At 39.7% G+C, this 20631-nt stretch carries 19 protein-coding genes; 12 read left to right on the forward strand and 7 right to left on the reverse strand.

Annotation, left to right across the window (positions count from 1 at the left end):
* The 3 genes from V7083_RS09825 to V7083_RS09835 all read left to right on the forward strand — a co-directional run.
* A partial coding sequence (locus tag V7083_RS09825; protein WP_335477346.1) for a 6-bladed beta-propeller occupies window positions 1–343 on the forward strand: 343 nt, incomplete at its 5' end.
* Between the two features lie 148 nt (window positions 344–491).
* Entirely contained in the window at window positions 492–2039 is a 1548-nt protein-coding gene (locus V7083_RS09830) for a cytochrome c3 family protein (RefSeq protein WP_335477347.1), read from the forward strand.
* Window positions 2040–2386: 347 nt separating this feature from the next.
* Window positions 2387–4498, forward strand: coding sequence for a cytochrome c3 family protein (locus V7083_RS09835; protein ID WP_335477348.1), 2112 nt, complete (start codon window positions 2387–2389; stop codon window positions 4496–4498).
* Between the two features lie 226 nt (window positions 4499–4724).
* Here V7083_RS09835 and V7083_RS09840 read toward each other — a convergent pair whose 3' ends face one another.
* Window positions 4725–5234, reverse strand: a complete 510-nt coding sequence (locus tag V7083_RS09840; RefSeq protein ID WP_335477349.1) for a hypothetical protein — start codon at window positions 5232–5234, stop codon at window positions 4725–4727.
* A 257-nt stretch (window positions 5235–5491) separates the two neighbouring features.
* On the opposite strand from V7083_RS09840, the gene V7083_RS09845 reads away from it, so the two are divergent.
* Window positions 5492–6337: an AraC family transcriptional regulator gene (locus V7083_RS09845; RefSeq protein ID WP_335477350.1), complete on the forward strand. Its 846-nt coding sequence runs from the start codon at window positions 5492–5494 to the stop codon at window positions 6335–6337.
* A gap of 76 nt (window positions 6338–6413) precedes the next feature.
* On the opposite strand, the gene V7083_RS09850 is transcribed toward V7083_RS09845, so the two are convergent.
* The 3 genes from V7083_RS09850 to V7083_RS09860 form a co-directional block, all read right to left on the reverse strand.
* A complete protein-coding gene (locus V7083_RS09850; RefSeq protein WP_335477351.1) occupies window positions 6414–6914 on the reverse strand; it encodes a hypothetical protein in 501 nt (166 codons plus the stop codon).
* Entirely contained in the window at window positions 6914–7303 is a 390-nt protein-coding gene (locus tag V7083_RS09855; protein WP_335477352.1) for a hypothetical protein, read from the reverse strand. The genes V7083_RS09850 and V7083_RS09855 overlap by 1 nt, the downstream gene beginning before the upstream one ends.
* Window positions 7304–7527: 224 nt before the next feature.
* Complete coding sequence (locus tag V7083_RS09860; protein ID WP_335477353.1) at window positions 7528–9399, reverse strand: SEC-C metal-binding domain-containing protein; 1872 nt, start codon at window positions 9397–9399, stop codon at window positions 7528–7530.
* Window positions 9400–9728: 329 nt separating this feature from the next.
* Here V7083_RS09860 and prfB point away from each other — a divergent pair.
* Window positions 9729–10827 (forward strand): peptide chain release factor 2 gene (gene prfB / locus V7083_RS09865; protein WP_335477354.1). Its coding sequence is split into 2 segments (ribosomal slippage): window positions 9729–9791 and window positions 9793–10827, totalling 1098 coding nucleotides; the frame shifts between segments, so codons are not numbered across the junction.
* 110 nt (window positions 10828–10937) lie between these two features.
* Here the strand turns inward: prfB and V7083_RS09870 are convergent.
* Window positions 10938–11294 carry a hypothetical protein gene (locus tag V7083_RS09870; RefSeq protein ID WP_335477355.1) on the reverse strand — a complete coding sequence of 119 codons (357 nt, stop codon included), beginning with the start codon at window positions 11292–11294 and terminating at the stop codon, window positions 10938–10940.
* Window positions 11295–11497: 203 nt separating this feature from the next.
* Here V7083_RS09870 and V7083_RS09875 point away from each other — a divergent pair, with 203 nt between their 5' ends.
* The 7 genes from V7083_RS09875 to V7083_RS09905 all read left to right on the forward strand — a co-directional run bounded on the left by V7083_RS09875 (window position 11498) and on the right by V7083_RS09905 (window position 19255).
* Entirely contained in the window at window positions 11498–12364 is an 867-nt protein-coding gene (locus V7083_RS09875) for a YitT family protein (RefSeq protein ID WP_335477356.1), read from the forward strand.
* Between the two features lie 52 nt (window positions 12365–12416).
* Window positions 12417–12740, forward strand: a complete 324-nt coding sequence (gene cccB, locus V7083_RS09880) for a cytochrome c551 (protein WP_335477357.1) — start codon at window positions 12417–12419, stop codon at window positions 12738–12740.
* A 393-nt stretch (window positions 12741–13133) separates the two neighbouring features.
* On the forward strand, window positions 13134–13820 hold the full coding sequence (ftsE, locus tag V7083_RS09885) for a cell division ATP-binding protein FtsE (RefSeq protein ID WP_335477358.1): 687 nt from the start codon (window positions 13134–13136) through the stop codon (window positions 13818–13820).
* Window positions 13810–14703, forward strand: coding sequence for a permease-like cell division protein FtsX (gene ftsX / locus V7083_RS09890; protein WP_335477359.1), 894 nt, complete (start codon window positions 13810–13812; stop codon window positions 14701–14703). The genes ftsE and ftsX overlap by 11 nt, the downstream gene beginning before the upstream one ends.
* Before the next feature lie 161 nt (window positions 14704–14864).
* Complete coding sequence (locus tag V7083_RS09895) at window positions 14865–16121, forward strand: murein hydrolase activator EnvC family protein (protein ID WP_335477360.1); 1257 nt, start codon at window positions 14865–14867, stop codon at window positions 16119–16121.
* Window positions 16122–16281: 160 nt separating this feature from the next.
* Window positions 16282–17736, forward strand: a complete 1455-nt coding sequence (locus V7083_RS09900) for a S41 family peptidase (protein WP_335477361.1) — start codon at window positions 16282–16284, stop codon at window positions 17734–17736.
* Between the two features lie 325 nt (window positions 17737–18061).
* Window positions 18062–19255: a PDZ domain-containing protein gene (locus V7083_RS09905; RefSeq protein ID WP_335477362.1), complete on the forward strand. Its 1194-nt coding sequence runs from the start codon at window positions 18062–18064 to the stop codon at window positions 19253–19255.
* Between the two features lie 370 nt (window positions 19256–19625).
* On the opposite strand, the gene V7083_RS09910 is transcribed toward V7083_RS09905, so the two are convergent.
* Complete coding sequence (locus V7083_RS09910) at window positions 19626–19931, reverse strand: AzlD domain-containing protein (RefSeq protein WP_335477363.1); 306 nt, start codon at window positions 19929–19931, stop codon at window positions 19626–19628.
* Window positions 19924–20631 (reverse strand): AzlC family ABC transporter permease (locus V7083_RS09915; RefSeq protein WP_335477364.1); only part of this gene is annotated, 708 nt, incomplete at its 5' end. The genes V7083_RS09915 and V7083_RS09910, both read right to left, overlap by 8 nt.

A 20631-nucleotide genomic window follows, 5' to 3' on the forward strand; every position in this document is an offset into this window, starting at 1 on the left:
AGGTAATATTTACGTTGTCGACACTGCTAATCAACGTGTACAAATTTTCGATAAACAAGGTAAGTTTAAAAAAATCATTAATGGTTCCAACAATGGCAAAGGCGAATCCATCTTTGTTAACCCTCGGGGAATTGGAATTGACAGCCGCGGCATTATGTATGTAGTAAGTAACCTGACCCACCTCGTTTACGGTTTTGATAAAGACGGTAAAAAAGTATTTGAATTTGGCGGTATGGGTGAAAATAATGGACAGTTCTCTCTGCCGAACGGCTTATTTATCGACAAAAATGATAATGTGTATATCACTGATACGTTAAACATCAGGGTTCAAGTATTTAAATAATATCACCCTAGAAAAGTAATGTTGTAGATTAATTACCAAAATCCTTCACATTAAAGGGGGTGGTATAGAAAAGTAGGGAGCAAAAGATTTTTTCAGAGAGAAAATAAAAAAAGAGAGAAAAAGAGAGATTATTTGGGAGGTTTTAAGAATGAGAAAGTTTAGTTTAAGCTTCTTGTTCGCAATCATGCTGTTCGGTATGTTTGCAGCCGCTGCGTCTGCGTCACCATTGACACCAGGGCAAAAAGGTCCATCTATTAACAACTCGAACGAAACTGGTAAGGGCGTTGACGGTGCAACAGACGGTTCTGAACATGATAATGTAGTCAAAGCTTTAACTGGTCAAAAGGTTCACACTTCTTATCAAAACAATACAAACTCTTGTGCAAGCTGTCACCAAACACACACTGCAAAAGGCGATTCTTTGCTATTTGCGGACACTGTTTATAACACTTGCTCTGCTTGTCACGATGGTACTCTAGGATACTTAAACGTATTCGCTGATGGTTCCGTAACTGCTGATACTGCTATAACAATGAGTGGTGCAGGTACATTTGGCGGAACTCACGGATCTTCTATGCACATGTCTAACGATACTGTAGATATTTCTGCAGCTCCTGGTGGTAACCAAACAGGTGATAATACAAAAGGATATGGATCTCAATGGAGTGAAAGCTTCAACTGTGCAAGCTGTCATGCTCCACACGGATCTTACTCAGACCGTTTACTTGCATACAATCCAAACGGTATTGCTGCATTACCAGTTTCTAAAGGTGGTAACCAATTAGAAAACGTTCCTGTATATGACCAAGCTGCAGGACAAACTGTTGCTGAAGCTTTAGCTGGAAAAACTGATGCTGTAGTATTGTTACGTTCTGAAGATACAAATGGTAAAGTAACTGTAGCTCAATATAACAAAGGTACTTCCGGTTATACCAAAACTACCGCTCCATGGCTATATGGTTATGATCTCCGTACAGATGGAAAGACTTACTATTCACGTTTGATGAAAGATGCTACAACTGTTGCTGCATATGGTTCAACATCAGGTGTTTATTTCGACTACGAAAACGCTCAAGCATATTCTACTGACGCTACAGGTGCAGCTGCACTTAAAACTGCTACAGTAGGTTTTATTGCTCGCCCAGTGGTTGTAAGAATGGCAAAAGAAGGATATGAAACTATACAAAGTGCTTACTATAACGGTGCTCCTTTAGCTAAGTTCGGTGGTAAAACAGCACAACAATTGATAGACCTTGGTTACACAGTAGGAACAGATACAGATCAAACAGTTAAAAATGTCGGTGTTCAAATGTCCAAATTCTGTGCAGCGTGTCACGCTGACTATCTACAAGCTAGCTCTGCAGGAAAGATTTCTCACTTCGGTAATGAATATGCCGCATACCGCCACAGTACAAACAGCGACTCTTACACTTGCGTACGCTGTCACTATGGTCACGGTACTGACGCTTACATTATGAAAGATGCTCTTGGACGTACAATTAAAGACCTAGTAGCTGCTGGTCAAACGGAAGCTGATGCTTTAGCTTACATGCAAGACAACAACAAGTCTTCTGCTCTTAAGAAGTTCACTAACATGTCAGTATGTTGGGCTTGCCACAACAGTTCTCACGCTGAATCAATCAAGAATACTTATCGTTCAGCGGACCATCCGACTGGAATGCCTACTGGATATTAAAAAAAGCTAACAATTAGCGGCAACTAATTATTAGCTCAAAGTAAAAATTCTTTTAGAAAATAGGGTGCTATGCGTAAGCATAGCACCTTATTTAATCACCTAATAAATTTACCATTTCTGACACTAAATTGTCAATTTCTCAATAAAAATTTCAAGTGAAAAAGTATACGGAAGAACAGTTAAAAGAGGGCTTTCCGTAAATTTATATGTAAATTATTTTTTCAATATACATATATGAATATTTATTGAATAATCCTTATATCTACTAGTACCCCATCATCTTGAGGATTAAAATATATTTATAGACTACATTTGGACGGCATAAATAGTGGAAAAGAGGGGTACTAATGGGAATAAGAGGACTCCTACATAAAATCAAGTTGTATGTATCAATTATTCTTGTTTTATGTATTCAATTATTTGGGCCCCAACAAATCCTTCCCGATTCAAGTGTTAAAGGAGCGGGACTAACTGGGACAGATCCAAAGATAACGATTACTTCACCAGTGACAGGTGATTTTTTAAATGAAACAAACATAACTGTTACTGGAACTATAGAAAACGTTACCACAACTGAATCTATTACTCTTTTTGATAGTGGAGAAGAAATTAATGCGCCATACAATGTAAGTGGAAATTCTTGGTCTATTCCTATTACATCTTTGACTGAAGGAACTCATATTTTTACCGCCATTGCCGTTGCTGATGGGAACTCCCTAGTTTCAGATGCTATAAAAATAACCATTGATGTAACCCCACCTACTATTACAGTTTCAGCACCAATCGAAGGAAAGCTTACAAATTCAAAGACTTTAGAAGGTAAAACAGAAGCTGATTCCACTGTGGAAATTTGCATGGATTGCAGTGAGGATTCAGAAGGTCAAGTTACTGAATCGTGGTTATCCGTACTCGCGGATAGCGAAGGAAACTGGTCATCTATTTACGCTCAATTAACTGAGGGCATACATACCGTCTATGTTAAGGCGATGGATCAGGCAGGAAATCAGGGGAGTATGAAGAAAGTTGCTTTCACACTGGACACGTTGAGGCCAATTGTTTTACCGGATGTTTCACCCAAGCAGGATATGACTCAAGTTCCATTAACGTCAACTATTAAAGTAAAGGTTTCTGATACTTCTTCATTAGACGAACAATTGATTAGCAACAGCATAAGTGTCATACGTAATGGCAGTCCTGTTGAGGGAACAATACAATATAATCAAACTACAAAGGAAATAATGTTTACTCCGAAAGACCCGCTGTCACCAAGTACTAGATATAAAGTGATGATCAATCCAGCAGGATTGGTAGATTTAGCCGGTAATGGCACATTTCCTAAATTTTGGTCTTTTACAACTGTCAGTGTTCCATCAGATACCCATAAAAACCCTCATGGTGGGTACGAGAATAATGTGAATATTTGTGGGAATTGCCATAGTACCCATGCTGCCAAGAACCCTAAGTTGTTATCAGCGAAAATGAGAGATGAATCAGGGCAAGAACAAGTGGTTGACATGGATAATTACTGTATGGCCTGTCATGATGGAACCGTTGCGCCAATTGCGGAGAATACACAAAGTACATATACACACAATGCAGCGGTTAAAAAAGATGGAAAACCAAACGGAAGTGCTTGTGCAAGCTGTCATAATCCGCATTTAGATTGGTCAGCCAATAATCCGAATCTGCTTCAAGATGAAATTACATACACGCATTTGCCGAAATCTGATCCAAATCAAAATAAACCTACTGGAGAAATAAGCAGCAAAGACCAGCTTTGTGAGTCTTGTCATGAATCAAATAGCGGGGAATTAATTGCAAATCCGGCCGTTGAGTACCGTGTATTTAATTATAAAAAATCAAACACAGCTTTAGGGATATATGAGGATTATCAGCTTTGCCTTCGCTGTCATAATCTTGATTTCCAACAAAAATATGATAAAGCAGCTGATATTGCCAGCTATTATCATAATTTAACGCAGGAAATACAGAAACAATATGATGAAAAGAATGGGCCTTCTTCCTTTGCAAAAAGAGAAATCTCCGAGGAAGAGAAAAATTTCTCAGAACATATCATAAAAGCTCAAGACGGAAGTCCTTTAGCAGGGCATATTCCATGTGCTGAGTGTCATGATACACATGGCTCCAGCAATATATATAATTTAAAGACCCAAATGGGACACGAAAATCCAACTGCCTTTGATGAAAAAACAGGAACATGGGATGCTGAAAAAGAAAGAAAGTTTTGTGTTTCTTGCCATAACGGTTCAACAGCCATTTATGGTATTACGGGAACAGCCATTTATGACCAGACAACTGGAATAGAGATGAATCCGGCCATCCCTGATCATAATAAAACCAGTACTAAAGCATGTTCGAAATGTCATAGTGATAGTACAGATGAGCAAAAAGCGTTTATGGAGTCTGCTCATGCGCCGAAGAAAGGTAAACTTCCTTAAAAGTCGAGATACACAGGACTCTCGACTTTTTCTTTTTGTTAGTGTTGGACGGATTTCTACATAGCTATTTGTTTCGACGAATTGTACTGGAGACACTTGTCATAAAGCTCAACGCACACCATTGGATGAGCAAAAGGTATTTATCGATTAAGGGGATTTGCCTTATTCATTTCATAAAAATAGAAAACCCTCCATCAACTTGTTTGTATGGAGGGTCTTTTTACAGTTACTTTTCTTCAAGCACTGCTCTATACTCCTCAATCAACTTCAACTTCGCATCCTCATTATCCAAAAGCGTGCTCCCGTATTTTGGCAGCATCGTATAATATCCTTTTTTTGTTTTACTGACTGTAAACAAATACATTTCCCCTTTTTTCAAAAGCGGGGTTTTTTCGTAAGAAAGGAGGTAGAGCTTGCCGTTCTTTTTGTAATAGCCGCCCTTTTGGTTGATGGTGATATCTCCGAGGAGTGCCCCTTTGATGTTTTGCGTGATTCTCACCAGAAATTGTGTGTTCTTCTTGGTACCATGTTCTTCTTCTCTAATAACCTCACCAATGAAAATATTATCGACTGCATTGGCTAACTTGCGTTTATCCTGATAATCCTTTTGAAATGCATAGGATTTATTCACTATAATCGCGGAATCCTTGGAATCGAGCAGCATCGTAAAATACTTTACATAGAAAAAGCCTGCCCCTATTAAAAATAACACCGAGATCCAAATGATTTTTTTCAAGACTCTACCACCCTTTCACCTAGTCTATCTATTTATAATTATATCGTTGGGGTGGAGGGGATGACTGAATGCCTTGTGAATCTTTCGGGAACGATAGCTGGTCCTAGGCGTATTTGTTATTTCTAAACAGTGAGGAGAAGGAATTTTTGTAAACATAATAGAATTAGACTAGTCAGAGGACCCGACATTTTTGGACAGGTAAAGTCGGACGAAGCGGAAAATTTTCCTTTACATTGAAAAGAGAAAGGAGGGAAAACATGGATTGGTTAGATCGAATGAATCGGGTGCTGGATTACATTGAAATGAATCTTGAAGGCGAGATTGATTATAAGAGGATTGCCCAAATGGCGAATTGTTCAGAGTATCATTTTTCAAGGATGTTTTCATCTATTTCTGGAGTCTTGCTCTCAGAATATATAAGACGGAGGAAACTAACACTTGCGGGGTTTGATATTCAAAAAAGTGACGCTAGGATTATTGATATTGCCGTAAAGTATGGTTATGATTCTGCTGATTCATTTTCCAGGGCTTTTCAAAAACTTCATGGAATAAAACCTTCTGAGGCTCGTCAAAATGGGGTTCATTTAAAGGCCTATCCTAAGATCTCCTTTCAAATTTCAATTAAAGGGGATACTGAAATGGAGTACAGAATCGAAAATCTTGATTTTGAATTACGATTAATTGGAAAAAGTAAGCCTGTCAAAACGGAAAAAGCCTTTAGGATGATTCCTTCGCTATGGAGCGGTGCGAAAAAAGATGGACTTATGGAAAAACTCAAGGATTTGTCATGGGAAAATCCAAAATGTAAATTGGAAGGTATTTTAGGAGTTTGTGGAAAAGAAGCAGCGATCACAGATGATGAATTCGCTTATTTTATGGGGGTTCGATATGATGGGGAACCGCCGAATGATCTAGAGACACTGACTATTCCACCAAGTTCATGGGCTGTTTTTCCGAATATTGTGGAGGCGTGGAAACGTTTATATACAGAATGGGTTCCGACTGCCGGTTATGAACTTGCTAATCTGCCCTGCATCGAATGCTATTATGGTCCCGGACACAAGCCGCGGCATGAACTTTGGGTCCCGGTTATACCAAAGTAATGATAATGTGGCAAAAAAGACGTGTGTCTCATGCACACGTCTTTTCATGCAAGATAAGGAGAAAAAAATGGAAAAATTATGAGTTTGTTAAACTTTTGAATTCTTTCATGATTAAGTGGTAGAAAATAACCAAGCTGGTTTGGGTCAGTACATAAACAGGTAAGGAAAAAAGCAATCGATAATGATTTACATAATGGTAAATCCCTATTTTAGTGCCAAGGAATTCAAGCCCCATGGAATAAGCAGACCACAAAGAAATATAGTAGATATTTTGAAAACCATTTATATTTAACTTTTTATAGAAATAGACAAAAAAGTAGGAGAAAGGACCATACATAATGTAGGAAATAAAATCCATTAGTTCGTAATGGGAATTGTCGTTCACATCGTAAAATCTAAATGGAACAACACTAATGGTGTGGTCGAAAAACATGCCTACAGAAATGCCGTAAACAGTAAAGATAAGAATCAAAGGAAGTTTCCATCTGGGTAATAACACGGTTAAGGCAATACTAGCTGCAAAAACGCTGAGGATAAACCATTCATTTAAGTTAAAACTGTTATCATATGTAACCATTAGATCACCCTTTTAAGAAGGTAGTTCATGTAAAAATAGGATAGAGAAGCAGTAGATATTAAGAACAGAATAAAAAGGGAATGAAACATGAAATTCCATTTTATGTATTCAATTAACCCCAATCTAATGGAGAGAAACTCGGCTAGCAGAAGAAGTGAAAAGGAAAGAAGAAAGAAAAAACTCCTTCTGCCTAAGTGACGGCTTGCCATGAATCCATTCACGAATAGAATCAAAATGATGGGATAGATAAGACTGCGATATAAGACAAATGCGATAAATAAATCCTTTTCTTGAGGCAGTTTTATATAGTTTACATTAACCCCAAGAATCGAATACTCATTACGAGTGATAATGACAATAATGAGAAAGACAAATGCAAATTCAATCAATCTTCCGTGTTTCGGTATGAAATATAGGATCTGGACCAATAGCCAGGTGATTAAAACATAACAGGTTAGAACCAAATTTTTTCACCGCTTTAGCATTGAATTAAAAGTGAATTCCAAAAAAAGACCTAGTTTTCCTATTTTTTTCTCTCACTATAAAAATATGTACAATTTAACAATAAAAAAGACGAGTGCTCCTCGTGCACGCGTCAATTTCTATACCTTAATTATTTTTCCTTCAACCACTTCTGCAAGCCCTCAATCTCCTGCCACAAATGGAAAGTGGAATCAAAGTAGATGATCGCCTGATTTTCGTCGCCAAAGCCATGGTAATCTGGCATTTGTTTAGGCAGTTTCTTTTTCCCTGATAAATAAGGAATGACGTATTGGTTTTCCTTTTTGGCTTCTTTTAAAAGGGATTTTGCTTTGACGGTAAAGCCATTTTCCAGCAACTCAAGCAATAGCTTGTCGTATGATTCGCAATTCATGCTTCCTTCGTATTGCTCCAAAAGGTGATGAGCCTTTTTCAACACTTTATTTGACACGTAGGCAACAAATAAAGTGTCTCTGACCCCTAGATTGTCCATCGGATTTAATTCCAGTAGTTCTTCAAATTCCCCAATAGCTTGATCGAGCATCCCTAGCATATATAAAGAGTCAGCATAATGAAACTTTGCCCGCATAAACGGCCGAGTTTCTACTAAACCCCAGAAGGAGCCTTTGTTTTCTTCAAAAAATTCTTTCCCAAGTGCTTGTTGTCCAATATGCATTCCCTCACGGAACATCAATGAGGCATCTAACAAATCATCGGCATTTTCCGCAAGAATGACATAACCATCCACACATTGCGGATTTAGCTCTAGTGCCTCTTGAGCTAGTTGGTAGCGTCTTTGCCCATGTGCCTGCAAGGCTTCAAAAATGAGTGATTGAGCTTGTTCTTCATCACGGCGGGAACCCTTTTTGGTTTTCTTTTTCGGCGCAGGTTTGGCGTTGCGAGTAGGAAAATCAATAACAGTAGCCGTCTCTGCAAGAGGTTCCGCTTCCCCTTTTATAATCGACACCATTTTTTCCATATCCTCTGATAACGCTGTTTCAAGCGTTGAATAGGTGGAGGAAATCGATGCGGCCTTGACTCCATACATTTCTCCCAATTCCTTTTGTGAAAAGAATCGGTCCATAGGAACAAAATGGGAAAGAAGATAATGCAGGGATGCGGCGTACAAATGCGGGTTCTGAATCCGCTTTTTCCCTTTTTGGCTGTATGTAAACCAGAGCACCAGGCCAGTGTCGATTATCGGTGCCTGAACGTTTAATGACTGCAGCTTGGCTTTAAAAATTTCAGCGACCTCTTGAAAAACCGGCGAAGGCCATTCGAGTTCATTCACATCGACCATTCCGTCGATCATTGGGAGCTCATTCAACGTATCGATGAAAAACTCTGATAGATATTCTTGTGGAGAATCATAGCCTGCTGCCTGACTTCTACCCTCTATGTAGGAAAATGCCTTTTCCGGTTCAAAGTCTGGCAGATCAAATGGTGCCGGGCAAAAAGCATAATTTTGCTCAAACGGTACAAGGATTCCAATGATAAAGGAACCTTCAGCTAATGGGGTTTGTACACCAGTATGAATGGCCTTCACTTGTTCTCCAGTAAAGCCATCCTCCAGTGTCAATTCATTATTTACAATGTGAACTAACCTGCCGACAATCGTTCTGGCGTCTGTCCATGTTTGTAAAATTTGTCTTAGTTTTGTTCGTTTAATTTTTCCGGATTCTGCTGCAATAAATTTTTCGATAATAGTTTTGCCATCCTCAAGTGGCACAAACAAAATGAACCAGACGGCATGCATCATCGAATAAAAATTGACTTCCTCTTCGTCCATCAATTCAGAATCTATGATCTCCTCAAATCGCTCAAAATCTTCTGCGATTTCGATATCAAAATGGTTTAAGCCAAAATGGATCAATTGCTGTTGCAGCTGATCGATGTCTCCCTCAAGCAAGTGTGTGATGGGAATGGCCTCATTAGCCCCGCAACAATTCTTGTATTTTTTTCCACTTCCACACGGACAAGGCTCATTTCGTCCAATTTTCCCCATACCTCTCCGCTCCTTCTTTATAGCGTTTATTCTAATAGTACCATTTTTGACAGATTAATATAGGAAAATACTAAGGGAAAAGATGATTAGCGAAAGTTTTGTTGAATTCTGGCCTAAAATTGTTGAATTTCTGCTCAAAATTGTTGAATACACCATTCATTTTGTAGAATTTCCACTCAAATTGTTGAATACACCATTCATTTTGTAGAATTCACATCTGTCTATCAGCCAGCTTTTGAAATTTCCCCCGTTCTCACGTTATAATGAACAAGTACAAATGTTCAAGGACGGAATAAAATACTGTAGAGATTTTTATAGAGGTGAATGATATGGAATTAGCAGAGATTCGAAATGAGCTTGAAACCATGGCTAAGAAATTAGCGGACTTTAGGGGGTCTCTTTGACCTAGAGAACAAAGAGGCTCGAATTGCGGAGCTGGAGGATACCATGCTTCAGCCTGATTTTTGGAATGATCAGCAGGCTGCTCAGACAGTCATCAGTGAATCAAATGGCTTAAAAGATCAGGTCCATGAGTTCTACAAACTGAATGAATCCTTCGAAAACCTCGAAGTGACCTATGAACTCGTAAAAGAAGAAAGCGATGCTGAATTACAGGCGGAACTGGAAGAAGAGCTTACTGAGTTAACTTCACGTTTAAATGAATTTGAATTGCAGCTGCTCCTTAGTGGAGAGTTTGATAAAAATAATGCCATCCTAGAGCTTCATCCTGGTGCGGGCGGAACAGAGTCACAGGATTGGGGCTCGATGCTTCTCCGGATGTATACCCGTTGGGCCGAGAAAAAGGGCTTTAAGGTAGAGACATTGGATTATCTGTCTGGTGATGAAGCTGGGATTAAGAGTGTTACTCTATCAATCAAGGGCCACAATGCATATGGCTATTTGAAGGCAGAAAAAGGTGTGCACCGACTTGTTCGGATATCTCCGTTTGATGCCTCCGGACGCCGTCACACTTCCTTTGTTTCCTGTGATGTTATGCCAGAGTTTAATGATGAAATTGAAGTGGAAATTCGGACCGAAGATTTACGTGTGGATACGTATCGTTCCAGCGGTGCAGGTGGTCAGCACGTCAACAAAACGGAGTCTGCCGTTCGGATTACCCATATTCCAACAGGCATTGTGACTAGCTGTCAGACGGAGCGTTCACAGATTCAAAACCGTGAGCGGGCGATGAACATGTTAAAAGCAAAGATTTATCAAAAAGAAGTCGAAGAAAAGGAAAAAGCCCTGGCAGAAATCCGCGGGGAGCAAAAGGAAATCGGTTGGGGCAGTCAAATTCGTTCTTACGTTTTTCATCCTTATTCAATGGTAAAAGACCATCGCACCAGTGCTGAAACTGGTAACGTTCAGGCGGTTATGGACGGAGACATCGACCAGTTTATCAATGCTTATTTGCGTTCAAAAATTTAATAAAGTGAAAAAGCCTTTACCGTCATCTGCGGCAAAGGCTTTTTTCTAGGAATTTTTTTGCCGGTGATGAAGGGTTTTTGAAGAAATACGGGGCAAAAAATGTTGCAGAATTATTCTTTATTATATGGTAGCTTCTCATTTGGAATCTTCAAATCGACTCCTGCTGCAATAAAAGTAAACATGCTATCATGGCGCTCTAATTTACTTTCAATTTGCCTAAAATGGCTTCTAAATTCAGATGCATGATGTTCAACTGTTTCCTTAAGTGAGTGAATACTTACTTCTACATTATCAAGCCGCTGGTTAACGCCGATAAGCTGTTCATCCATAGCATCAAGCCGCTGATCCACATGATCAAGGCGTTGTTCCACGGTGTCAAGCCGTAGCTCTATTTTATCCAGCCGGTTGTCAATCGAGTCAAACCTTTGATTCATTTGCTCCATCATTTGTTTTAAAAGCTGTTCCATTCCATTCACCTCCTTTTCAACAGAGTATAGCATATTTTGCTGATTTTTTTACTAATGACCAAGGATTAGGTTAAAACTAAAATGAAATTTTTACTGCTTTATTGCGTTAACATAATGCCATTTACACCAATTTTTACCCATGATATACTCTCAATCGTTGAATTGAATTTTTTGAAAAAAGCTTTTTTAGAGAGGAAAACATCATGAATATATTGAGTCATTTAACGGATACATATCCAAGATTGCGGCTAGTGGCGGATTACATATTAGTGCTGATTGGTTCAGCTATTATCGCATTGGCATTTAATGTGTTTCTATTACCAAACCAAATCGCATCCGGGGGTGTGAGCGGCATTAGTACAATTTTGAAAACGATGGTTGGCTGGGAACCGGCTTATGTCCAATGGGCGCTCAACATTCCATTATTTATTTCAGGTGTTGTTTTATTAGGTAAGCATTTTGGCGCAAAAACATTGGTTGGGACCATCTTTCTTCCTTTTGTCGTAATCGTAACCAAAAACGTGGAGCCGTGGACACATGACGCTTTGCTTGGAGCATTATTTGGCGGAGTGGGTGTCGGCCTGGGCCTTGGGATCGTTTTCCGAGGGAAAGCCTCTACGGGAGGGACGGATCTGGCAGCCCAAATTATCAATAAATATACAGGTTTTACTCTCGGTCGCTGTGTTGTTTTGATTGATGGGCTGATCGTGTTGACAGCTGCGATTGTCTTTGATATTGAAAAAGCACTTTATGCCTTAATAGCCCTTTATGTAACGAGTAAAACGATTGATTTAATTCAGGTTGGTTTCGGCAGATCGAAAATGGCCATGATTATTACCAATAATCAAGAAGAAGTGCGTCAAGGAATCTTGAATAAAATTGATCGGGGTGTGACAAAACTATCAGCATACGGTGGTTTTACGGAACACGAACGACCGGTTCTAATGTGTGTGGTAGATCAATCTGAGTTCACAAAATTGAAACAATTAGTGAAAACCCTTGATCCGGCTGCCTTTGTCGTTGTTATGGATGCGGCAGAAGTATTAGGAGAGGGTTTCAAACGCGCTTAGGATTGGTATACTATTACTTTGATGGAATTATTTTCTGAAGGGGGATGTAGCAATGAAGAAAAAGCTACTAACTTTGTTATTAGGCTCTTCCTTGGTGCTAGGACTGGCAGCTTGCGGTGGCGGCGATTCTGACAAAGGGGATAAGGACACAGCATCAGGCGGAGAAGCAGCCAAGATCTTTGATCAAAAATGCTCCAGTTGCCATGGCGGTGACTTAAAGGGCGGAATGGGTCCTAACTTAACCAAGGTAGGATCAAAATACTCTAAAGATCAAATCCTAGACATCCTTCACAATGGTAAAGGTCAGATGCCTCCTGGTGTTGTAACAGGCGATGACGCTGACAAAGTAGCTGAATGGTTAGCCGCGAAAAAGTAAAGTTCGGAAACGCTCTGTGTATTCGTTCAGGGCGTTTTTTTTATTTTATAAAGAAGGTTCATTTAACAGGATGATGGGAGTTTAATAACGGGGAATGCAATCAGGATTCCAAGTAAAACCCGCGGAATACTATTATCAACTCATCTTTTCCATAAAGATTATTCGACAAATATATTACCCACTATATTGTTGGTAAGGGGAAAAACAGCCATTATTTGTATTCTTTGAAAAGAAACTGTAATATAATTACACTTTTTTTAGCGAATTATGATGTTATAATGTTAATGATGCTGAACTGTGCTGGTAGATTTCATTTTATTTTTTGTGATTTTGCAAACAAAGCTAGATTTTTGTCGAATGATTTTCGAAAAAAAAAACAATTAGGTGATATATATGATCGAAATGCAAGAGGTATATAAGAAGTATCCAAATGGTGTTTCAGCCATTAATGGTATTGACGTAAAGATCAATCAGGGTGAGTTTGTCTATGTGGTTGGTCCGAGTGGAGCCGGGAAATCGACCTTCATTAAAATGATGTATCGTGAAGAAATCCCAACATCCGGAACGATCACCATGAATGGTGTAAATCTGGCTAAGTTAAAAATGAAAAAAGTTCCACTGTTCCGCCGCAATCTTGGCGTTGTTTTCCAAGACTTTAAGTTGTTGCCAACGCTAACAGTCTATGAAAATGTTGCTTTTGCGTTAGAAGTAATTGAAGCACAGCCGAAGGTTATTAAGAAAAGGGTTATGGAAGTGCTGGATCTTGTTGGCTTAAAGCACAAAGCAAGAATGCTGCCGACTGAGCTATCCGGTGGTGAGCAGCAACGTGTTTCCATCGCACGCTCCATCGTTAACTCTCCAAAGATTGTGATTGCTGATGAACCGACAGGGAACTTGGATCCAGATACATCTTGGGAGATTATGAAAATATTTGAAGAGATTAATAATCGAGGTACGACGATTGTGATGGCTACTCATAACAAGGAAATTGTTAATACAGTTAGACGTCGTGTTATTGCAATTGAAAGCGGAAAAATTGCCCGCGATGAACAAAGAGGTGATTACGGTTATGAAAATTAGAACCATTGGACGTCATACCAGAGAGAGTTTAAAGAGCATCGGTAGAAATGGCTGGATGACATTCGCATCAGTGAGCGCTGTTACCGTTACCCTCATTCTAGTTGGTGTCTTTTTCGTTATTATGATGAATCTTAACCGCGTAGCACAAACCATTGAAGATGATGTGCAAATTCGCGTCCACATCGATGTAGCAGCAAATAAAGCCGATCAGCAAAAATTAAAATCAGAAATTGAAGCCATTCCAAAAGTGAAAAGTGTCAAGTTCTCACCTAAAGAAGAAGAATTAAAAGAATTAGTCAATAGTATGGGTGAGGAAGGAAAGGCATTTAAGCTGTTTGAACAAGATAATCCGCTGAATGATGTATTTGTCGTAAAAACGAAAAACCCTACCGATACGATGAAGGTTGCCAATAAAATTGAAAAATTCAATTATGTGGTTAAAGTTAAATATGGACAAGGCAAGGTTGAAAAACTGTTCAAATTTATTAAAGCGAGCCGCAACGTCGGAATCGTGCTGATATTAGGCTTATTCTTTACTGCTATTTTCTTAATTTCTAACACGATTAAGATTACGATTATTGCTAGAAGAAGAGAAATTAAAATTATGAGATTAGTAGGAGCAACAAATAATTTTATTCGCTGGCCATTTTTCCTTGAAGGTCTGTGGCTTGGTATTCTCGGGTCGATTTTACCGATTATTTTCCTTTCCATTGCTTACTACAATGCATATGAATACATTGGACCAAGATTACAAGGGACCTTTGTTAAAATACTTCCATTTAACCCATTTATGTACCAAGTTTCCGGCCTACTCATCTTAATGGGTGCCTTGATTGGGGTTTGGGGAAGTGTCATGTCCGTACGCAAATTCTTAAAAGTATAGTCATTAAAAGGAAGAGAGGGGAAGCTTTCCCCTTTTTGATTTCATAGAATACAAGTTTGTCAGAGAAGGTTGGTACACCGTTGCCTGCGGAGATGAGGATTGTTCTGCAGCAGCGATGACGATTTACCTGCTTATAGAGAGAATATGGAGGAGAAATCGGGATGAAAAAATCATTTTTAATGCTTGCTACTGTTACTACTGTTGGACTGGGGACTTTTTTTGGCGGAGCCTCTTTACAAACTGAAGCTGAGTCAGTCTCCAATTTGCAAGGACAACAAAGCAAGATTCAAAGTCAACGTTCTGATTTACAGTCGAACATCAATGAATCCAACAATAAAATCACAGACCTCCAAAATCAGCAGGCAAACGTTAAAGACGAAATGAAGCGACTTGATTTTGCGATTAGTGATACTTCAAATCAAATTAATGAGAAGAATAAGAAGGTTGATTCTACTAAAGCTGAGATTGCCAAGCTGCAGCAGGATATCGTGGTAATTAAGGAACGGATTGAAAAACGGAATATCCTGTTAAAGGAACGTGTGCGCAGTTATCAGGAAAATGGAACTGTGATTAATTATCTTGATGTGCTAATGGGCGCAAAAAGCTTTAGTGATTTTATCGATCGCGCCAGTGCGGTCGCTACTTTTATGGAAGCAGACCAAGCGATCATAAAGGAACATGAAGCTGATAAACAAGAACTGGAAACAAAAGAATCTCTAGTCGAAAAAGATCTTTCCAACTTGCAATCAATGGTAGCGGAATTGAAAAAAATGAACCAGCAATTAAATACGCAAATGGATCAGAAGAACCAACTTTTAGCAGGACTTGAACAGCAAGAAGATGAAGCTCACGCAGAAATGATTGATATGCAAGAGCAGGAGCAGATTTTGGCAGCTCAAGAGGCAGCAATTCAAAAGGCAATTAAATTAGCGCAAGACCAGGCAGCCGCAGCCGCTGCAGCCGCTGCCGCAAATAACAGCAGTGGTGGTGGATCTTCTTCTTCTTCTTCTGCTCCACCTGTCTCCGGTGGCTCCTTTACAAGGCCAGCTGCAGGAGCCATAACATCAGGTTTTGGTTCTCGCGACGGAGCATTCCATTATGGTGTTGATATTGCAAAGAGTGGCAGCGTGCCAATTGTAGCAGCAGCTGATGGGGTTGTGTACGTTTCTCATTATTCTTCAAGTTATGGAAACGTTGTTTACATTATGCACAATATTAATGGTCAAATGTACACGACTGTTTATGCACATATGTCTACCAGAATGGTATCAGAAGGTGCAACCGTTAAAAAGGGCCAACAAATTGGAATCATGGGTAATACGGGTGATTCAAGAGGCCAGCATCTTCACTTTGAACTATATCGTGGAAAATGGGCTTACCACAGCGCTATTAATCCGGTCGGAATCGTACCGCTATAATACAGAAAAAAGGATGAAGCACAGACTGCTTCATTCTTTTTTTTTCGACGATCCCTCCAATCATAACTCGTCCTTTTTAAACATATAAGTAATTGAGCAGGATTTTTGCGTAATGGTGTGTAATAAAAAAGGACAAACCTTGTTGACGAGGAGGAACAGAATGAACCGAAAATGGATAGCCCTGCTGATAACAGGTTCGTTGCTGACTGGTGCTGGGGGCACGTATGCTGGAATGCAATTTTTGCAAAAAGAAGAAATCGGCTCCAAACTGGAGCAGGGATTGACCCCCCAAAATGAAACAACGGCATCCGCAACGGAAAAAGAAGACCTCGATAAAGTAGAGCAGGCCTATGAGTTAATTTTAAGCCGCTATGTTGAAAAAGTAGACCAGGATCAATTGGTTGAAGGGGCCATTCAAGGCATGCTTTCCGTGTTAAAGGACCCTTATTCCGTCTACATGGATAAGGAAACGGCCGCCCAATTCAGTCAGACCCTCGAGTCCTCGTTTGAAGGAATCGGAGCGGAGGTCGGCATGGTTGATGGTAAAATCGTGATTGTCTCACCATTTAAGAACTCCCCTGCGGAAAAAGCGGGTATTAAGCCAAACGACCAAATCCTGAAAGTCGACGGAAAAAGTGTGGAAGGGCTTGATTTGAATAAAGCCACTCTTAAAATTCGCGGCAAAAAAGGGACAACCGTATCCTTACAGATTGCCCGTAAAGGATTAACAGAGCCCCTTACGATCAAAGTGAAGCGTGACGAAATCCCGCTTGAAACCGTACATTCCTCTGTAAAAAAACAGGATGGAAAAAAGGTAGGCTATATGGAAGTGACCTCCTTCTCAGAGAATACAGCCTTTGATTTTAAAAAGGATTTGAAAGCATTAGAGAATGATGGGATCAAGGGACTCATTATTGACGTCCGTGGAAATCCGGGAGGGCTCTTGTCCAGTGTTGAGGAAATATTAAAAGAATTTGTTCCAAATGATAAGCCGTATGTCCAAATTCAACAGCGCAATGGCGAGAAACAGCGCTTTTTTTCCTCAATCACGAAGAAAAAGGATTACCCTGTCGTGGTTTTAGTTAATAAGGGTAGCGCCTCCGCATCAGAAATCTTAGCCGGCGCGCTTCAGGAAGCGGATGATTACAAGTTGATTGGAGAAACGACTTTCGGCAAGGGCACTGTACAACAAGCGGTTTCAATGGAGGATGGAAGTAATATCAAACTAACACTCGCTAAATGGTTAACCCCAGACGGAAATTGGATTCATAAAAAAGGGATTAAACCAGACTTAGAAGTTAAGCAACCGGCAATTTTCAACACCCATCCTCTGCAAATCGAGAAGCCGCTTGCCGAGGATATGAATAATGAGCAAGTGAAAAATGCCCAGGAAATTTTGGCTGGCTTAGGCTTGGAACCCGGACGAACAGATGGTTATTTTAACGAACAAACAACTCTCGCGGTCAAAGGCTTCCAGCAAAACAACGGCTTGCCAGCCACTGGAAAAATTGACAGCAAAACGGCTACCATACTGGAAGAAGCTGCGGTGAAAGAAATGAAAAAACAGAAAAATGACATGCAGCTGCAAACAGCTTTGCGGTTAATCGTGAAATAGAGAATGACACAGTGGACTTTTCGAAGTTCACTGTTTTTTTTGGAGTTTGCTGTCATTTCCTTGGAAATATTCGCTGCAAACTGAGGAAATATAGGGATACTTGGCTGAAAACAAATGAAATATCACGAAAACCCGCGGAATGATCTCAAATACTAGTGAGAAAAATCAATAAACAAGCGGAATTCCTATCTGCTCCGAAAAATTTCCGCGATTTTTAAATACTTTCTAAAAACTAGCAATAGGTTTTGGGGTCCTAATTTGGTAAAATAAAACTTAGAGACTATTTATGACAACTAGAAATTTTAATAGAGGCAGGTGACAGGAGTTGGTGCAAATATGGCTTGTGGAGCTTTTAAAGGGGACAGGCAAGATATTTCTACATCCTGTTTTATACTATCTCGTTTTTCTCGCAGGAATACTTGGAGTAATGAGGGTTAAACGTGAACGAAAAAATTTCCATATTCGGGCGGAAGACGCCTATTATGAGCTGAGACAGCTGCTTCCTCTCGGGGGTGTGATTGGACTCATTCTTTCCATCATCATTGTTGGAGCAGGGATCGTAGTACCCTTTGCGGCCATTCTGCTCATCGCCGGATTTACCTTGCTTTTGTCGGTGACGTTAAATGTTCGGTTTCTCTCACCAGCGTATACGATGGGGGCCGCGTTTTTTGCCGTTATTTTGTTTGCACAAAATCATTGGTCCATTCCGCTATTTGAAAAAGCATTTCGCTCTATTGATGACAAAGTCTACCCTTCGATAGCTGTCATCTTGGGCTTGTTAATTGTGGCAGAAGGAATCTTAATGTTAAGAAATGGCAGCAAAGGGACTTCTCCAAAGTTGGCAAAAAGCAAGCGTGGTAAAAGCATCGGTGTCCATGAAGTAAAACGAGTGTGGCTTTTGCCGTTATTTATGTTGATACCAGGCAGTGCCCTTCAGCTTCCATTTGATTGGTGGCCAGTATTCCATTTAGGTGCAAAGGAATATTCGCTTGTTCTCGTCCCATTTGCCATCGGATTCAGCCAGCAAGTTAAAGGCATGCTGCCAAGTGAAGCTATTAAACTTCACGCGCGGCAAGTAATCGTTCTTGGAGCTCTGGTGACACTTGTTTCAGCTGCAGGTTATTGGGTTCCGATTACGGCCATCATCGCAGCAGCGATCGCGTTAATAGGCCGTGAATTCTTAACATTAATAGCCTATTTAAAAGATGAAAATCGTCCCTTTTATTTTTCGAAAAAGAATCATGGTGTGATGATTATTGGGATTATCCCAGAATCGCCCGCTGGAAAAATGGGCTTACAGGTGGGGGAAATCATTACGAAGGTGAATGGAGTACAGGTTCACGACGAAACTACCTTCTACGAAGCACTCCAGAAAAACCGTGCCCATTGTAAACTGGATGTTCATGATACAAAGGGTGAGATCCGTTTCGTCCAACGGGCTCTGTTTGAGGGGGATCACCATGAACTCGGAATCCTTTTTGTACAGGATAAACGGGAGTTTGATAAGATGATTGGGTAATGAAATTTTTAAAAATAAGCTGGTTCCAATCATAGTTGACCTTTTTTCAGTAAAAGGGATTTTGAGGAACTATACTAAAATTTAGAGGGCACTTCCGCAAAAAGATCTTAACCATTCTATATATATTCTTCAACAAAAGGGCGCATTCTCCAAACAGAGAATGTGCCTATTAATGTTTAGGATCAGATTGTTGAATAACGATTAGTAAGAGAAATAGAGATTGTGAAAAACCATACTTGAACTAACGATACAGTTGGCATAACAAGGAACTGTTAAAAATAGGCATAAGAAAGGGAAAATGCCTTTCTTTTATTATTTGTCTCAGAACCACTATTGTTAGATACTGCCACGAAAGATTGCAACTTAATTTTTATAATATATAACCTTCCACTAAAAACACAGCCACACAAGCGAACAGGGATACACGAAACAAACTTGCACCATTATAAGCTAATATTACTGCAACAACTAATCCAATAAGTGCTGAGATGGGAGATGCAGTAGCAGAGAGTATTGCAGGAAAAATCATGACAGACAATGTAATATATGGGACATAGTATAAAAAAGATTGGATATAGGTATTTTTAATTTCTTTTCGTATCAATGTTAGTGGCAACACACGAACCAGATAAGTTACTACTGCCATAACAAGCAAATAGAAATAGACTCTATTCATTCGCTACTTCCCCCTTTAATGGAAACAAGAAAGCAGCCCCGCCTGCAATAACAAAGGTTAGTATAACAATCTTTAAACCTGATGAAATACTTTCTAAACCTGGTATCACATTAAAAAGAAAACTTACGAACATAGAAAGCAAGATGAGTAGAGTTAAGATAATATTCCCTTTCGCTGGTGGTATAATAACAGCAAGTAACATACCATATAATGCAATGCTTAATGCACTTATCATATTCGAAGGTAAAATGTTTCCGCAATAGGCACCAAGGAACGTACCAAGTGTCCAACTAGGAATCGCCACACTCATAATGCCGTATGTATAAAATGGATTTAATTTTCCATTTACCGATATCGATAAACCGAATATCTCATCGGTAATTCCAAAAGCCATAATCATGCGATGAATAAGTGATGTTTGTGCGTCTACTTTTTGAGACAATGCTGCTGACATGAGAAAGTAGCGGGAATTGATAATCAATTGAGTCGCTGCAACTTCCATAAGGAGTGCAGATGTCTGCATTAATGTAATGCCAGCAAATTGTCCAGCCGATGTTAGATTTGTTAATGAAATCAGAGATGATTCTCCCGATGTAAGTCCAGCTTTCGTTGCTAAAATGCCAAAACTAAACGATACGGCAAGGTAACCAAATGCAATTGGCAGCCCGTCTTTTAGCCCTTTTCTCCATAATTGCCCTCT

Source organism: Bacillus sp. JJ1764 (assembly GCF_036962145.1).
In the GTDB taxonomy this organism is placed as follows: domain Bacteria; phylum Bacillota; class Bacilli; order Bacillales; family Cytobacillaceae; genus Neobacillus.

Bases quoted from the DNA above. Each gene is read 5' to 3' on its own strand.
- V7083_RS09830 (WP_335477347.1), top strand. From the start codon at position 492: ATGAGAAAGTTTAGTTTAAGCTTCTTGTTCGCAATCATGCTGTTCGGT.
- V7083_RS09835 (WP_335477348.1), top strand. From the start codon at position 2,387: ATGGGAATAAGAGGACTCCTACATAAAATCAAGTTGTATGTATCAATT.
- V7083_RS09845 (WP_335477350.1), top strand. From the start codon at position 5,492: ATGGATTGGTTAGATCGAATGAATCGGGTGCTGGATTACATTGAAATG.
- V7083_RS09850 (WP_335477351.1), bottom strand. From the start codon at position 6,914: ATGGTTACATATGATAACAGTTTTAACTTAAATGAATGGTTTATCCTC.
- V7083_RS09860 (WP_335477353.1), bottom strand. From the start codon at position 9,399: ATGGGGAAAATTGGACGAAATGAGCCTTGTCCGTGTGGAAGTGGAAAA.
- V7083_RS09870 (WP_335477355.1), bottom strand. From the start codon at position 11,294: ATGGAACAGCTTTTAAAACAAATGATGGAGCAAATGAATCAAAGGTTT.
- V7083_RS09875 (WP_335477356.1), top strand. From the start codon at position 11,498: ATGAATATATTGAGTCATTTAACGGATACATATCCAAGATTGCGGCTA.
- cccB (WP_335477357.1), top strand. From the start codon at position 12,417: ATGAAGAAAAAGCTACTAACTTTGTTATTAGGCTCTTCCTTGGTGCTA.
- ftsE (WP_335477358.1), top strand. From the start codon at position 13,134: ATGATCGAAATGCAAGAGGTATATAAGAAGTATCCAAATGGTGTTTCA.
- ftsX (WP_335477359.1), top strand. From the start codon at position 13,810: ATGAAAATTAGAACCATTGGACGTCATACCAGAGAGAGTTTAAAGAGC.
- V7083_RS09895 (WP_335477360.1), top strand. From the start codon at position 14,865: ATGAAAAAATCATTTTTAATGCTTGCTACTGTTACTACTGTTGGACTG.
- V7083_RS09900 (WP_335477361.1), top strand. From the start codon at position 16,282: ATGAACCGAAAATGGATAGCCCTGCTGATAACAGGTTCGTTGCTGACT.
- V7083_RS09910 (WP_335477363.1), bottom strand. From the start codon at position 19,931: ATGAATAGAGTCTATTTCTATTTGCTTGTTATGGCAGTAGTAACTTAT.